The sequence below is a fragment of the Candidatus Enterococcus moelleringii genome, assembly GCF_017377575.1.
GTDB classification, from domain to species: domain Bacteria; phylum Bacillota; class Bacilli; order Lactobacillales; family Enterococcaceae; genus Enterococcus_A; species Enterococcus_A moelleringii.
This window is the reverse complement of the sequence record NZ_JAFREM010000027.1, coordinates 61095-75937: the sequence shown is the minus strand read 5'-3', so window position 1 is coordinate 75937 and position 14843 is coordinate 61095. Positions and strand designations below refer to the sequence as shown.

14 protein-coding genes and 1 riboswitch are annotated in these 14843 nt (G+C 44.1%); of the genes, 4 read left to right on the top strand and 10 right to left on the bottom strand.

Annotated elements, in window-relative coordinates; all coding sequences use genetic code 11:
* Nucleotides 1-15 precede the first annotated feature (15 nt).
* From mazE to JZO70_RS16590, 7 genes are all read right to left on the bottom strand, one after another.
* On the bottom strand, nt 16-246 hold the full coding sequence (gene mazE, locus JZO70_RS16620; protein WP_207674793.1) for a type II toxin-antitoxin system PemI/MazE family antitoxin: 231 nt from the start codon (nt 244-246) through the stop codon (nt 16-18).
* Nucleotides 247-333: 87 nt separating this feature from the next.
* Nucleotides 334-1290: a transketolase family protein gene (locus tag JZO70_RS16615; RefSeq protein ID WP_207674792.1), complete on the bottom strand. Its 957-nt coding sequence runs from the start codon at nt 1288-1290 to the stop codon at nt 334-336.
* The gene (locus JZO70_RS16610) at nt 1291-2136 is read right to left on the bottom strand and encodes a transketolase (protein WP_207674814.1); all 846 of its coding nucleotides are present in this window, start codon (nt 2134-2136) and stop codon (nt 1291-1293) included.
* An 18-nt stretch (nt 2137-2154) separates the two neighbouring features.
* Nucleotides 2155-3519: a PTS ascorbate transporter subunit IIC gene (ulaA, locus tag JZO70_RS16605; protein WP_207674791.1), complete on the bottom strand. Its 1365-nt coding sequence runs from the start codon at nt 3517-3519 to the stop codon at nt 2155-2157.
* Nucleotides 3520-3637: 118 nt separating this feature from the next.
* The gene (locus JZO70_RS16600) at nt 3638-3919 is read right to left on the bottom strand and encodes a PTS sugar transporter subunit IIB (RefSeq protein ID WP_207674790.1); all 282 of its coding nucleotides are present in this window, start codon (nt 3917-3919) and stop codon (nt 3638-3640) included.
* Nucleotides 3919-5940: a BglG family transcription antiterminator gene (locus tag JZO70_RS16595; RefSeq protein ID WP_207674789.1), complete on the bottom strand. Its 2022-nt coding sequence runs from the start codon at nt 5938-5940 to the stop codon at nt 3919-3921. The genes JZO70_RS16600 and JZO70_RS16595 overlap by 1 nt, the downstream gene beginning before the upstream one ends.
* A 331-nt stretch (nt 5941-6271) precedes the next feature.
* Nucleotides 6272-6757, bottom strand: coding sequence for a GNAT family N-acetyltransferase (locus JZO70_RS16590; RefSeq protein WP_207674788.1), 486 nt, complete (start codon nt 6755-6757; stop codon nt 6272-6274).
* A 130-nt stretch (nt 6758-6887) separates the two neighbouring features.
* On the opposite strand from JZO70_RS16590, the gene JZO70_RS16585 reads away from it, so the two are divergent.
* On the top strand, nt 6888-7568 hold the full coding sequence (locus tag JZO70_RS16585) for a lipoprotein (RefSeq protein ID WP_207674787.1): 681 nt from the start codon (nt 6888-6890) through the stop codon (nt 7566-7568).
* Nucleotides 7569-7619: 51 nt separating this feature from the next.
* On the opposite strand, the gene JZO70_RS16580 is transcribed toward JZO70_RS16585, so the two are convergent.
* Together JZO70_RS16580 and JZO70_RS16575 are read right to left on the bottom strand one after the other, a co-directional pair.
* Complete coding sequence (locus JZO70_RS16580; RefSeq protein WP_207674786.1) at nt 7620-8531, bottom strand: DMT family transporter; 912 nt, start codon at nt 8529-8531, stop codon at nt 7620-7622.
* 42 nt (nt 8532-8573) lie between these two features.
* Nucleotides 8574-9182: a putative periplasmic lipoprotein gene (locus JZO70_RS16575; protein ID WP_207674785.1), complete on the bottom strand. Its 609-nt coding sequence runs from the start codon at nt 9180-9182 to the stop codon at nt 8574-8576.
* Nucleotides 9183-9436: 254 nt separating this feature from the next.
* A riboswitch (Lysine riboswitch) is annotated at nt 9437-9611 on the top strand.
* A 124-nt stretch (nt 9612-9735) separates the two neighbouring features.
* On the opposite strand from JZO70_RS16575, the gene JZO70_RS16570 reads away from it, so the two are divergent.
* Together JZO70_RS16570 and JZO70_RS16565 are read left to right on the top strand one after the other, a co-directional pair.
* Nucleotides 9736-11340 carry an ABC transporter permease subunit gene (locus JZO70_RS16570; protein ID WP_207674784.1) on the top strand — a complete coding sequence of 535 codons (1605 nt, stop codon included), beginning with the start codon at nt 9736-9738 and terminating at the stop codon, nt 11338-11340.
* 17 nt (nt 11341-11357) lie between these two features.
* A complete protein-coding gene (locus tag JZO70_RS16565) occupies nt 11358-12101 on the top strand; it encodes an amino acid ABC transporter ATP-binding protein (RefSeq protein ID WP_207674783.1) in 744 nt (247 codons plus the stop codon).
* A gap of 62 nt (nt 12102-12163) precedes the next feature.
* On the opposite strand, the gene JZO70_RS16560 is transcribed toward JZO70_RS16565, so the two are convergent.
* Nucleotides 12164-12763: a TMEM175 family protein gene (locus tag JZO70_RS16560; protein ID WP_207674782.1), complete on the bottom strand. Its 600-nt coding sequence runs from the start codon at nt 12761-12763 to the stop codon at nt 12164-12166.
* Nucleotides 12764-12931: 168 nt separating this feature from the next.
* On the opposite strand from JZO70_RS16560, the gene JZO70_RS16555 reads away from it, so the two are divergent.
* Nucleotides 12932-14440: a helix-turn-helix domain-containing protein gene (locus JZO70_RS16555; RefSeq protein ID WP_207674781.1), complete on the top strand. Its 1509-nt coding sequence runs from the start codon at nt 12932-12934 to the stop codon at nt 14438-14440.
* Nucleotides 14441-14843 lie beyond the last annotated feature (403 nt).

Here is a 14843-nt window from a genome sequence, read left to right as displayed (position 1 = left end):
GTTCTTCTCTTGCTGTTAAAGAATCTCTCTTCCCTTAGGCGACAAATTACGCCACGCCTCTTCTTCACGGAATTCGCCAAGTGTCGCAGCAGCAAACGGGTCGTCTATTTTAGGAGTCAACAGGATTGTTCCATCTTCAAAATATTCAACCATGTACTCCTTATTTAGCTCAGGATTCTTACCATCTTTAGGCGGAAGAGTAACCACCACCGAGCCCTCTTGCAATCTTGTTTTAGCGGTTAACATCTCTGATCACCTCTTCAGCTGTATTTTAGCACAATAACAAAAGACAGAAGCCAAAATCTCCTAAGAAATTTTGGCTTCTGTCTATTTCTACTTCACAAATCCTGCTAACTGCTCCAGCATCTTCTCAGTCGTCAATCCGAATTCCTCTTGCAAGAAATCAGGAGTTCCAACTTGTCCGAAGCGGTTATCCACTCCGATACGTTTCAACGGAACTGCGATTCCATTATCAGCAATCACTTCGGCAACGGCACTGCCTAGGCCGCCAGTTGTCGAATGGTTTTCGACAGTGATGACACCTTTTTTGCCTTCCAGATGCTTCAGCAGCAGCTCTTCATCCAATGGTTTGATGGTGAACATATCAATGACATCACAGCTGATACCTTTTTCGGCTAGCTTTTCAGCAACCTCCAAGGCTTCTGAAACAAGTTGGCCGGCCGCTACGATTAAGTAGTCGCTGCCTTCTTGTAACAGATTGCCTTTTCCGATTTCAAAGGTTGAGCCCGGTGCATAGACATTGCGGACGCCTTTGCGGTTGCCGCGGACGTAATGCACGCCGTCCATTTCGCTGAAGACTTTGATGATCCAGTCCATTTGTACTTCATCGGCTGCATCGCAGATCACTACTTCAGGGATCGAGCGTAATAATGCGACATCTTCCCAAGTCGTATGAGTGCCGCCATTGTGGCCGGCCGCAAAGCCCGGGTCAGAACCGAAGATGTTGATGGTGTTTTTAGAATAAGCCCCTGACAAGAAGACTTGGTCCAATACTCGTCTTGTAGCAAATGGTCCAAAGGTATGGATAAATGGTACATAGCCGGTTAAGCTCAGGCCAGCTGCCACTCCTACCATATTGGCTTCAGCGATTCCCACATTGATGAAGCGGTCGGGATTGCTTTTGGCTAGGTCGGTCCATTTGCTGGCACCGCCTAGATCGGCATCTAAAGCGACAACTTTTTCGTTTTCTACCATGACATCTTTTAACGCATCAACAACGGTCGCGCGTAGTTCTTTACCTACTTCTTTATTCTCGGCAAGTGTAAACATCTAGGCACGCTCCTTTGCTTTTAGTTCTTTCAAGGCTTCGTCAGTGGCCGTCTGAACAGCTTCACTGTCGAATTTCACCGAATGATTGGCATCCATCTCTTCAAAGAATTTAACCCCTTGACCCTTGATGGTGTCTAGCACGATACAAACGGCTTGATCTTTGACTGCTTTGCATTCGTCAATCGCTTCGTCGATAGCTGTCAGATCATCACCTTTAACCTTGGTAGTATGGAAGCCGAAAGCCCGCATTTTTTCTGCGATGTCGAAAGGATTCAAAATGTCTTGGGTGGTGCCGTCTAATTGCTTTTTGTTTTCGTCAATGATGACGATACAGTTGCTCAGCTTGAAGTGAGCCAAGTACTGGAAGGCTTCCCAGCATTGTCCTTCGTTTAGCTCCCCGTCGCCAACAACTAGATAAACGTAGCTGTCTTTGTTTTGCATTTTCAGCCCAGTGGCAATCCCAGCTGCTACTGAGGTTCCTTGACCTAGTGAGCCGGTTGTTGCATCGACACCAGGTGTTTTCGTACGGTCAGGGTGAGAAGGCAGACGTGTGCCGCCTTCATTCAAGGTTCCCAACCACGATTTATCAAAGAAACCAACTGCAGCTAAAGCACTGTACCAAGCTGGTCCCGCGTGGCCTTTTGACAAGACTAAGCGATCGCGTTCTTCCCATTCAGGATTTTTCGGATCGTACTTCATTTGTTTTCCATATAAGACTGCCAACAGATCAGCAATCGACAGGGAACCGCCGATATGGCCGGAGCCGACTTTACGAATGGCTTCGATGCTGTCGATGCGGATTTCTGCGGCAAGATGTTCTAGCTTGGCAAGTGTAGCTTTTTCCATCACGTGTTTTTCCTCCAATTATTCAGAAACTGCTTTTGATTTTTTGTTTTTTCCAACAACAGTTAAACCGATCAATACGATAAGAACCGCGATAATGCCGGCAATTGCGGCGATTTGTCCGCCAACGTTGGCTAAGTTTCCTAAGAACAAACCAGTTACACCGTAGTCAGTATCAGAGAAGGTTGAGCCTTGGAAACCAAGATCACCCATAACTGGCATTAACAGAATCGGCATGAAGCTGATGATAATCCCGTGAACAAACGAACCGATGACCGCTCCGCGTAATCCACCTGTTGCGTTTCCGTAAACTCCGGCAGTTGCGCCACAGAAGAAATGAGGCACTACCCCTGGGATAATTACAGTTGTTCCTGCGAAGACCATGATGACTAAGCTGACAATTCCACCGACAAAGCTAGTTAAGAAGCCGATCAATACTGCGTTTGGTGCATATGGGAAAACAATCGGGCAATCTAGTGCTGGAATTGAATTTGGTACCAATTTTTCAGAGATTCCTTTGAAGGCTGGCACGATTTCTGCCAAGATCAAACGAACACCGGCTAGGATAACAAAGACACCTGCTGCAAATGAACCTGCTTGTTGCAATGAGTAAATGATATAGTTAGTGCCGCCGCTTAAGTTTTCAGTTACGAAAGCATTTCCGGCAAACAAGGCTACGATTACATAAACGATTGCCATTGTAATAGTGATACTTACTGTTGAGTCACGTAGGAAAGACAAGCCTTTTGGAAAGTTGATGTCTTCAGTTGATTTTTCTTTGTTGCCGACATATTTTCCGATCAGACCACTCAAGGCATAACCGAAGTTCCCTGTGTGTCCCAGGGCTACTGAATCGTTATTGGTAATTTGACGAGTAAATGGTTGAGCGATTGCTGGGAAAATCGTGTTGGCTAATCCCAAGGCTAGTCCGCCGAAGAAGACTAACGGTACAGTTCCCATGCCAGTTACACTTAGGATAACTGCGATCATACAAGCCATGTATAAGGTTGCGTGTCCAGTTAAGTAAATGTATTTGAAGCGAGTGATGCGGGCGATTAGAATATTGAAGGCCATACCAACCAGCATAATAAGTGCGGTAAACGTTCCGAATTCGGTCAGTGCTAAGGCAACGATGGCTTCATTATTTGGGACAACCCCTTGCATGTTGAAAGCTGCTTGGAACATTTCCCCAAATGGTGCCAATGAGTTTTCAACAACGCCAGCTCCGGCAGTTACTACTAAGAAGCCGACAAAGGTTTTAATCCCGCCTTTTACGGTAGAAGCTAAATCTTTTTTCTGCAGTACATTCCCTAAAATGGCGATTAAGGCTACCAACAACGCGGGCGTACTAGCAATATCAATTAGTATATCTAAAAATCCATTCATTTCTTGTTTCCTCCTCGTTTTCTCGTAAGCTCATTTGTTCACTCCACCTGCCGCTTTTTTTCCAGTCGGCAGGCTGTTTGCCCCTTCCATTTTCAGGGGGAAAGGGCAATTTAATTGCTTATAACAAGCCTTTTTCTACACAAACTGCTTGAACTTTTTCTTTCAATTCGTCCATGTCGATGATGCTCTCTAAAACAACGACTTCACCTAAGTGCTGTGCGCTGTCAGCTAAGTCACTAGCAACAAAGAAAACATCTGCTAAATCTGGTGATGCGCTTCCTAGGTCAAAATGGGCAACCTCTACGCCACTTACTCCTAAGTCTTTCAATACTGTGTTGATGTTCATTTCTACCATAAAGCTTGATCCTAAGCCGGACCCACAAACTGCTGCAAATTTCATTAGTCATTCTCCTCTTTAGTTAAAATTGATAAAATCTCTTCTTTAGTTGATGCATTTAGTAAAGCTTCTAAGTTTTCTTTATTGGACAATAATTTGGTTAAGCTGGATAAGGCCCGCAAATGCGCTTCGTTATCGACAGCTGCTAGGCAGACAAACAGTTGAATCGCGTGTTTCTCATCATCCACTAGCAAAACTGGCTCCTGTACTTTCAACAATGACATGCCTAACTCGTTTACGCCGTCTTCCGGACGAGCATGTGGTAGGGCGATGCCTTTGCCGATATGGATAAAGGGTCCATATTGTTTGACCTTGTTGATCATAGCGTCAATGTATTGGTCTTCGATTTTCCCGTCAGTCAATAGCGGCTGAGCGGTTAAGCGAATCGCTTCTTCCCAGGCCAGCGGTTGATCACTGATTTGGATCATCTCTGGGGTAATTAGTTCTGTTAACATGGGGCGATGGTCCTCCTTTTTCTCAATCAATCGGTTCATTTTTTTGTTTAAGGTTTTATAGAGCTTTTCTTTGGTGACGCCTTTTTTGATGGTGATATACGGCAACAGCGCATCCACGATTTCTTTAGCGCTGGGCAGTGAAAAGCCGGGAATCAATAATTCCTGCTGGACGCGATTGATTAGTTGATTCTTTTCCAGCTGCGACATTAATAGTTTGACCACGTACACCCGTTTGGTGGAATCGATATGGATCGTCGAAAAAATGACGTCATAGCTTTCCTCTGAGATGCTTTGCAGCTGATCGACAGAATTGGCTTCTTCAAAATGGATCGTCGGGAAGATTTTTTTCAGCTCGGTTTGTAAAATCAAGGAGGAGCTGATGCCGCTGGGGCAAACAATCATGGCCCGAATTTCCTCCTGCACGGCTTCTTCCTTTTGCCGGGCGACTTCACCACCGAACAGGATGGAAAAGAATCCCACCTCTTCTTCGGGAATTTCTTTGCCGGCTATTTTTTCCAGCGGCAGCAAAGCTTCCTTAGTGAAGCGATAAATTTCCGCGTATTCCATTTGAATATTGTCAATTAACACATTGGGCAAATAAAAGCCGTTCTTAATCCGAAAATAGGCGGGCACTAGATGATAAAACAGGTTCATCAGCAACTCCCGAAAATTAGAAAACTCAATCGCTGATAAGTTTTCCATCCGATGAATAATCTCCGCCGAGCAGCCTAGCAGCTGATCCAGCTGGATATCCTGGATTTCGCCTTGAACCACCGTCATCAGAATCACCGTTAAATAGGCGGCTTCCATCGGTTGGTCCTGGGTAAAGAACTGGTGATAAATGCTTTCACCTGCCTGATACGCCGTTAGCGACTGAATCAGGTCATGGTCATCAAGCTCTTGCAACGGACGATTGACGATTCGCTCAGCGGTAAAAGCTAAGAACAAGGAAACCTCATCAATCCGGCTGGGAACAATTTCCAGTCCCGCTTTTTTCGTCTGCGCCTGAATGGTATCTCGCCAGACTGCGTAACGTGCCAGATCCTGTTGGTTGATCCAATGCAGCAAGCCGAATTTCCCGGTGTTGCTTTGCAGAAGCTGGGCCACCAGATTTTTCGCTAAGCGGCGGGTTGCCTCTTCTTCGCCAGCAATCAGAAAGCCGGTTTTGCGAGTGTACTCTAACCGAATGTCGAAGCTAGCTAACACACTGCGTAATTTTTTAATGTCGGCAATCGCGGTTCCCTTTGAGATCTCTAGAAAATCTTGAAAGTGAAACAGCGACAGCTCTTCAAATTGGGAATAGCTGAGCAAGTAAATTAAGGCGCGGCGTTCTTCTTCTGAATAAACGACCTCTTCCTCATTGGTTAGCAAGCTGGCCCATTGTTTGGCAGAAAGCTTCGGAACATAAAAGCTTCCGGTCTTTTTACTGCGTTTTGAGCTGTGTGTTTGCAATTCTCCCAATTGCTGCTGGACTTCCTTGGCAGACAGGCCTGTCTGAGTTTGCGCTCGATCCAAAGTAATCAAGCAATCGGGTTTTTGGGATAGGAGATAACTTAATTTATAATTCATCTCCGTCACCTCCTGTCTTAAGTATAGGATGAAAACGATTCATTTGGGGTGCACGTTCAGTACAAATTGCGTTTGGAAAATGGAATTCATTGTACCGAACCTTATGAAGCCTTATTTTTAGACCACAAAAAAAGAACAAACGTCTCCGTCTGCTCTTACCTGGTGCAAAAGCTTAGAACGATCCCACTATCATTACTATAGCAATCACAACCCTTGTTGCCAATTTAATTTTCCAGTTAAGAACAGCTGTCTAAAATAACAGATGGCATTCTATCAGGAGTCACCTTAGTATATGTGCAGCTACGAACAAGATAGGGCGCTCAGCACTTAATTAGGCGAGACTTTTCTTGAAAAAGACATTATCCACCGCCATAACGTGGTAATCTTCCGGCATATCAGTCACCGAGCATTCCACAAAGCCGTGCTTCTTGTAAAATTTCTGTGCTGCAATGAAGGTATTTACCGTGCCTAGGTACAGATTTTTATCCTGACGAGCGGTGCAATAAGCAAGCAACGTTTCCAACAGCTTCTTGCCCACCTGCTTTTCTCCCCGGAAAGCCGGCGCGGCGAACATCTTCTTAATCGCACCATTGCCGTTGGCCAGTTTGACTAAAGCAATCGTCCCTACCACCTGGTCATCAGACAAGGCGATCCAAAAATTGCCGCCGGTTTCTATGTACTCTTCTTCAATCCGCAGCAAATCCGGCTGATCCTCTAGGGTGATGTTAATGCCAAATTCCTTTTGAATCGAGGTAATCAGCCCAATGACTCCTGACTCATAGCGCTTTTCGAATGGTTTGATGGTTACTTCAGACATTGTGATCCTCTCCTTTTACGATTAGTATAGCATGGATTAGAGGTCCCATTTTCGAAAAAATGCCAGCACTGCCTCACTACTAAAATGCTAGTCACTTCTGTATAATCTAAAATAAAAGGGGGGCGTTATCATGAAAAAAGTGTTAATTGGGTTTGCTTTATTGTTGGCTTTAGCAGGATGTAATCGTCAAGAAAACGAGGAGCAAACAACCAGCAAATCGACGACGGAAGCAACAAGCGAGGTCAGTAAAGAAACCTCCACAACTCAAAGTCAAAGTGCCAGTACATCTGAAAAAATCGTGGCTTCAACCACTCAGAGCACGTCTAAAACCGAGGAGACAAGTACTTCATCCTCTGTTGAAGACGAACAGGCCCGGAAGCTGGCTGAGTACAACAATCTTCCTGAGCAGGTAAAAGTGTTTCTAGCTACTACCACAGTGGATGATCGCGCAAAGTACGATCTTGATCCCGAAGTGAAACCTCCAACTTTTATAGATTATATCCAATACAATTTCGATGGGGATTATTTGATTGTTAACTTAACCTCTGGGGTAGGAATCGGTCATCCGGTGTATTTGATCAATTATGATGATGAGTTCATTTATCCTGTAGACGGTTTTGTTATCGTCGATCAATCGGCCGAAGCAGTCTATGAAACTGCACCAGTCGATCCTACACCGGTTTCTAAAATCGACCTATTGGACTATTATCAAGCAAACCCGCAATATTTTGATACTAGTATCGATCAGATACAGGTCTATGATGATTTCACATTGAATTCTTTTAACAAAAGTATAAATAAAATCAATTAAGCTGTACGACAGCTGAAAAGCCATGACTATCGAAAATAGTCATGGCTTTTCTTACCCGTCATAAAACCCTAAAATCATAATTCCCAACATCACAATCCCGATCACTGCATATTGTTTCCAGTTCAATTTTTCTTTCAGGAAGATTCGACCTAATAAGACCGAAATAATCGCATAAGAAGAAATCAGCGGTGCCGCAATCACCGCCTGCTTACCAGCGATGGCTCCCACATAGAAAAATTGGCCAATCGTTTCAAACAACGCCGCCAACCCGCGATCCCGTTCCTGGAAGAACTGAATTTTTTCCTTTTTGCGGAAATACAGATAGCCGATCAGAAAGATTGCTACTATTAAAAAGGTCAGCTCGTAGCTCATATTGGCCTGATCCTCTGGCATAATCTCCTTGTACTCCAAATAGTAGCTGTCCAAAAAGGTACCCATGCCATCAACTAGCATGTAGATGATCGGGAAAATAATCGCCAAAGCCCCAAAGCGGTATTTTTCTTCTACTTGAACACCTGCTTCTTTCAGCTCCGCATCCTCGGCCTGTTTTTCCAATATAGATAGAAGCAAAATTCCAATTAGGATCAAAAGTACCGCTAAAAGTTGTCCACCATTGATGCTATTACCCAACAAAACAACCCCTAATAGCGCCGTTACCGCTCCTGACGAATTGGAAATCGGCGACGAAATTGAGACTTCGATGTAACGCAGCCCAAAATAGCCCACTGCCATTGAACCGATATACATGGAAGACACCGGCAAATAGCGCACCAGGTTCATCCAATCATAAGAAATCCTTTCAATAAAGCCATAATAAATAATTGCGTGCAGTCCCATTACCAGCCCGACGATAATCGTCGTCTTCACGGCACTGTACCGATCCCGCGGATCATTTCCCTTCTTATAGAATAGATCCGCACTCCCCCATGCCACCACCGTCAGCATGGCGTGAATAAACCACATGTGTATAACCCCTTTTTATCTATTTTTTCGATACTCAACAGCCTATACCGCCGTAAAAGAATTCAGCATCTCTGTAACCAGATCCGCCTTTTGATCAAAGAAGGAAGGGAAGGCGAGAAAATTGACTACAACATAATCGGTCGCTGTTTCTAAGAAATAATAGTGAACTTCCACTTTTACGCCCTCAGACTTGCTGGTAAAACTATATTGATTCCCAGTATATAGCGGCGTTTGAACTTCAGCCTCCTGAATCGTTCCTTCCTCTATTTGAAAGTCCTCAGCTATAGCAATTTCATCTTTGATAAGCTTTTGGAAGGTATCCAACCCATCAATATCCGTCTTTTTAAACCCGTAAGCCATTATTCCAGACGTCCCTGGTTCATCACTGGCACTAAACGGAATTTCCGCTTCTGGTGGAAGAACCTCCCAACTGTCCAAAATCTGAATGCGATAATCCGTTCCTTCAATCTGAAAATTAGCCTCTTTTAGTTTGATCTTCTCTTCAGCAGAAGTCGCCTCAGTTGCTGAAGTCGATTCGGTAACTCTCTCTGACTGACTGCTCTCATTGACCTCAGTGGTCTCCTTCGTCTCACCAGAACCGCATCCTGCCAACATTCCTGCCATTAACGCTAAAACAACCCATTTTTTCATTTTATATTCCCCCTACATTTTTTACTGCTTTATACCTTATATATAAGAGTCCCATAGATTGAGATAGGTTTCAATCTATAATTTATTCTAACTTCCTTTGTAAAACGCTCCTATAAACCAGCAAATTTTCGGAAAATGTCCAAATTTTTCAATCATCCTCAAATAACTGGCGTTTTCTATTTCTTTCCCATTGACATTTGGCTACCTAGCCATTAGACTGTAACCTACAATAACTGAATACGAGATGCCTCAATCAATGAGGTAGAGGTCGCGAAACTTATTAAGCCTATGGAGTGAAAGAGCACGAAGAAGTAGGTCTAGGAAGGTTCGCCGAAATGTACGGGATTCTCTTTTATGCCGTATGTTGGGACGCAAGTCAATAACTTGCGGACTGTCTTAGCAGTGATGCTAAGTTGCGCTATGTTTTGTGAGAGGGACATCTTCTTATATTTGCAAGCGGCCTTTGTTTTCTGGCGGCTTTTTTCTTTTAGCCAGAATACTTGTCAATTACAGGCAACCCATCTCGTTTTATCATATCAAGGGGGAAGAAAACATGAACAAAAGAATTTTTTCAGTTATCGCTTTATTGGCTTTATTTGTTTCATTTTTAGCTCTGCCGCAGATAACACATGCAGATGATCGCACACCGGAGGGCGAGCTGAGAGTCGGTATGGAAGCTGGCTACGCACCTTTCAACTGGACGCAAAAGGACGATCGCAACGGTGCAGTCCAAATTCAAGGAGACCAAGCCTATGCCGGCGGTTACGATGTCCAGATCGCCAAACAAATCGCCGAAAAAATGGACCGCAAGCTAGTTATCGTCAAAACCGAGTGGGACGGCCTATTGCCAGCCCTGCAATCCGGTAAGATCGACGCCGTCATCGCGGGGATGTCGCCAACAGAGGAACGCCGCAAGGAAGTGGATTTCTCAGATGAATACTACGAATCACAATTAGTTATTATCACCCGTAAAGATTCTAAATATGCAACAGCTACGTCACTGGAAGATTTCTCTGGAGCGAAAATTACCGCTCAGCTGAGTACCTTCCATTATAGTGTCATTGACCAAATTCCAAACGTCGACAAACAGCAGGCAATGGATAATTTCCCTGCCATGCGGGTAGCCTTAGAATCCGGCACCATCGATGGTTATGTGGGAGAACGACCTGAAGGAGTTACCGTTGAATCAGTAAATCCTGATCTAAACATGGTGGAATTTCCTGAAGATCAAGGCTTCCAAAACAACCCGGAAGACGTGCAAGTCTCGGTTGGGATGCGTAAAGGTGATCCTTTATTAGCAGAAGTTAATCAAATCTTGAGCGAAATTCCAGCGGAAGAACGCACCGAGATCATGGACCAGGCGATTAAAGATCAGCCGGCCAATGAAGAAGTTGCCACTAACGAAGATGGTTCACAGGAAAACGTCTTTATCCGTATCCTGAATCAAAACGGTATGATGTTCTTACGAGGAACTGGTATGACCTTGCTGCTGGCAATCGTCGGTACCACAGTTGGTACGGGGATCGGCTTGTTAATCGGCGTTTTCCGTACGATTCCTGAATCAAAAAACAGCGCCAAACGCGGCCTGCAAAAAGTTTTCGGCTGGGTTTTAAATGCCTACATCGAAATTTTCCGCGGCACACCAATGATCGTACAATCAGCGGTTATCTATTACGGAATTGCGATGGCCTTCGGGATCGACTTGAACCGAACAGCTGCAGCCTTGTTTATTGTTTCGATTAATACCGGTGCTTACATGTCAGAAATCGTTCGTGGCGGAATTTTCGCCGTAGACAAAGGACAATTTGAAGCCGCTCAAGCAATTGGGATGACTCATGGCCAAATGATGAACAAGGTTGTCTTGCCGCAAGTATTGCGCAACATCCTGCCAGCTACTGGGAATGAATTGGTCATCAACATCAAGGATACTTCTGTTTTGAGTATTATTTCCGTTTCTGAGCTGTTCTTCCAAGGGAAATCAGCGGCTGGAACCAACTACATGTTCTTCCAGACCTACTTCATTATTTGTGTGATTTATTTCGTACTGACCTTCTCAGCCACTCGCCTATTGCGCTTTGTAGAGAAGAAAATGGATGGTCCGGATGCTTATGCACGATTGGAAGAAGCAGACGACGTTGCCATTGAAGCGGATAAATAAGAGGGAGGAGTATTTTCATGGATAACATTATTCAAATTGAACACTTGAAAAAAAGCTTTGGCGATCATCTCGTCTTAAAAGATATTAGTATGAACGTGAACAAAGGAGAAGTTGTGACCATCATCGGAGCCTCTGGTTCTGGGAAATCAACCTTCCTGCGTTGTATCAACCTATTAGAAACACCAACTGACGGAAAAATCCTTTATAAAGGTGAAAACGTCTTGGAGGATGGCTACAACCTGCCGAAATACCGTACCCACTTAGGCATGGTGTTCCAATCCTTCAACCTGTTTAACAATATGAATGTCCTGCAAAACTGCATGAGCGGCCAAATGACCGTCTTGAAACGCAACGAACAGGAAGCCCGCAAAGTTGCTTTGGAAAACCTGGAAAAAGTTGGCATGTCCCGTTTTGCGGATGCTAAACCAGCCCAGCTGTCTGGCGGACAAAAACAACGGGTAGCCATCGCCCGCGCCTTATCGATGGACCCAGAAGTAATGCTGTTTGACGAACCAACCTCAGCATTGGACCCAGAGATGGTGGGCGACGTGCTAAGCATTATGAAAAACTTGGCGGAATCTGGCTTGACCATGGTAGTGGTAACCCACGAAATGGCCTTTGCTAAAGAAGTATCTGACCGGGTAATCTTCATGGATCAAGGCTTGATCGCTGAAGAAGGCTCACCAGAAGACCTCTTCGTTCGACCAAAAGAAGCCCGTACTAAAGAATTCCTACGTCGGGTGCTGCATCCAGAACCATAAAAAGAGCTGCAGGAACTCCTTCAGCTTGCTAGTTATGAAAAAAGCGAGCTTGATCGTAGTGATCAAGCTCGTTTTTTGGTTGGAAAAATTTTATGATAGTACTCATCCGCCTTGCGGTAAGAAACTACCCACAAAGCCGAAACTAGGAACCGTCCAAGCATCCCCACCGCCGGATAAATGAACACGCCCGCCAGCAGGATCAGATTAATAATCATAGATAGCCGGCTGCGTTTGTCCCGCTTCAGGACCTTCACCACATGGCTGTCGGGGTCATTGGCTTTAATAATTTTCTTTGATAAGACACCAAAGGAAAAACTCCACATTCCATACACCACCACATACGCCAATTCCGGCCAAAACTCATTGGGATTACGCCCCACCCAGCTGGTTACCGCCGGACACAAAGTTAGCCAAAAGAGCCAGAAAATATTGGCCCAGATCACGCCGTAATTAATTTTTTCCGTCATCTGCATAACCCGATGATGGTTCACCCAAATCACCGCCACAAAAATAAAGCTGACTACATAGGCCAGCAGCGTATGAAAAATGCTGAAAAGCGACCCTAATGTCGGCGGATCAGGTATTTGAATATCTAAGACCAAAACCGTCAAAACGATGGCGACTACGCCGTCAGTAAAGGCCTCCAGCCTTGATTTTGTCATGTTTATCACCTTCAGCTTCAGCATACACGAAATCGAGAATTTCTGCATAACATTAAGCTCTGATGGCCCTGCGTGTCTATAAACTGACAGTTTTTAACAAATAAAGTACAATGTAGACAAGTATCTGCCGATTTTCGGCGAATTACACTTAAAAAAGGAGGAAATAAGATGCTTTATGAAGAACTGATGTTTGATTCATCGCTCCTTCTACGTTTTACAATTTTCCGTTACTTGAATCAATCCAGTATGCAAATCTTTCCGGTCAGCCAACTGTCTGATGAAATGGGTTTAAACTATCAGCAAACCGTGATCGAATTAAATGAAATTGATGCAGAATTAAAAGAAATCTATCCAGAACACGAAACCATCATGATGCGGGCGGGGAAAATCAATTTAGAAAATCTTTCTGCCAGCTTAGACGAATACCGTTACCATTTACTGAAACAAGCGGTCCCTTTTCAGTTTATTCTGTACTTCTTAAATGAAGAAGAACCAACCATTGAGAAGTTTTGTGATAAATATTATGTCAGCCGTTCCACGGTTTCCCGTAAAATTGATCGTTTGAAACGCTACTTAAAAACCTTCAATTTGCGTTTTACTTATACCGAAGCAGGGATGTCTGGTGACGAGCGTCTGATTCGGATTGCGCTGTTTAATATTTTATGGCTAGGAACTCGGGGATTAGCTTTCCCATTGGATGTCGATGAAGAATTAGTAGACAAATCGGTGGAAACCTTCAAGTCCTACTTCCCGTTGTCACGTACATATTTTGGTGTGCACGAATTGCGCATGTTTGCGGGCATTTCCATTATGCGTATCAACAAACAGCACTTTGCCAAATACGACACCCGCTACAATTTCTTAATGAAGAACAATCCTTACTACGATTTCACTTCATTAGGCGAATTGTTGGATGTACCGATGACGACTAGGCAATTAAAAGGCGAATCCAGCTTCATTTATTTCTTGGCTCACTACGCACCATTTTATACCGTTCGCGACGACAACAGCTTGAAGCAAACCTTGCACGACTTTGAGGCGTATCCGAACCCGGTTAACAGCTTCGTGACGGAATTCCGCCGCTTTGCTAAGAAGACCTTGTTCCCAGATAAACCAGAGGTCATGGATGATCCGCTGATTATCGGCAATCTGTTGAACATTACCTTTGCCTATTATGTGTTCCGCCAACCGTTTCCAAATATCATGAGCATGGTGTTGGAACATAAGGAGCATCAGTCTCAAGGGGAACACGTGCTGGAGCAAAACATTATGAACTTCATGCATACTGCCGGCGAAAATACCGATTATCAGTTCGTCCGCTCACTTCGCGTGCTGTTAGGAAAATCCTTTAAGCACCTGTTAATGCCTTGCTTTAATCAATTCCCTTATGCGGAAGATTTGAAGGTAGGGATTGCAATGGAGCACAATGCCATGTTCGTATTGGAGTTGTATCGTTTCTTAGACGATCTGCGTTTTGTGGAAGCCGAACCTTACGATGCATCGCTAAAAGACGGCTACGACCTGATTATCAGCTCGTCTATGCTGCTGAAAAAGGAAAAGCCTAATCTTCCGATCCATGTCTTAGAGCACAACTACAGCGAAAAGGATCTGATTCCTTTGTATTTGATGCTGCGGGAAATTTACGCCAAGAAAAATCAGGCAAATCTAAAAGCGTAATAGAGGATTAAGAAAAAAGAGGAAATTAATTCATAGAATTCACTGTTTTCCTATTCTTTGATCATGAATCTATCACATTTAGCTTGTATTATATATGTATACCAACAAACAACCCTAACACTTTTTCATTTTTAACTCCTTGCCTGTCGGCCACCCACCGACAGGCTATTTTTTTGCCAGTCCAACTTTTCGCAGTCCGCATTGATAGAAAGAAATCCAATAGTTTCCCTACGACACATGGTCTCGTGATGTTTAGTTGGATGGTAAGCGTATGACGATAAGATTCATTTTTCACGGGCTTCGAAAAATGATTTCCTTACCTGGAGGTAGCTGCCAGTTGCCAGTCCTGCTTTTTGCAGTAGCTACAATAGAAAAGGTCATAAAAAGTTACTAACTAGCTAAC

Coding starts and splice junctions, on each gene's coding strand:
- mazE (WP_207674793.1), bottom strand. CDS start 246: ATGTTAACCGCTAAAACAAGATTGCAAGAGGGCTCGGTGGTGGTTACT.
- JZO70_RS16615 (WP_207674792.1), bottom strand. CDS start 1,290: ATGTTTACACTTGCCGAGAATAAAGAAGTAGGTAAAGAACTACGCGCG.
- JZO70_RS16610 (WP_207674814.1), bottom strand. CDS start 2,136: ATGGAAAAAGCTACACTTGCCAAGCTAGAACATCTTGCCGCAGAAATC.
- ulaA (WP_207674791.1), bottom strand. CDS start 3,519: ATGAATGGATTTTTAGATATACTAATTGATATTGCTAGTACGCCCGCG.
- JZO70_RS16600 (WP_207674790.1), bottom strand. CDS start 3,919: ATGAAATTTGCAGCAGTTTGTGGGTCCGGCTTAGGATCAAGCTTTATG.
- JZO70_RS16595 (WP_207674789.1), bottom strand. CDS start 5,940: ATGAATTATAAATTAAGTTATCTCCTATCCCAAAAACCCGATTGCTTG.
- JZO70_RS16590 (WP_207674788.1), bottom strand. CDS start 6,757: ATGTCTGAAGTAACCATCAAACCATTCGAAAAGCGCTATGAGTCAGGA.
- JZO70_RS16585 (WP_207674787.1), top strand. CDS start 6,888: ATGAAAAAAGTGTTAATTGGGTTTGCTTTATTGTTGGCTTTAGCAGGA.
- JZO70_RS16580 (WP_207674786.1), bottom strand. CDS start 8,531: ATGTGGTTTATTCACGCCATGCTGACGGTGGTGGCATGGGGGAGTGCG.
- JZO70_RS16575 (WP_207674785.1), bottom strand. CDS start 9,182: ATGAAAAAATGGGTTGTTTTAGCGTTAATGGCAGGAATGTTGGCAGGA.
- JZO70_RS16570 (WP_207674784.1), top strand. CDS start 9,736: ATGAACAAAAGAATTTTTTCAGTTATCGCTTTATTGGCTTTATTTGTT.
- JZO70_RS16565 (WP_207674783.1), top strand. CDS start 11,358: ATGGATAACATTATTCAAATTGAACACTTGAAAAAAAGCTTTGGCGAT.
- JZO70_RS16560 (WP_207674782.1), bottom strand. CDS start 12,763: ATGACAAAATCAAGGCTGGAGGCCTTTACTGACGGCGTAGTCGCCATC.
- JZO70_RS16555 (WP_207674781.1), top strand. CDS start 12,932: ATGCTTTATGAAGAACTGATGTTTGATTCATCGCTCCTTCTACGTTTT.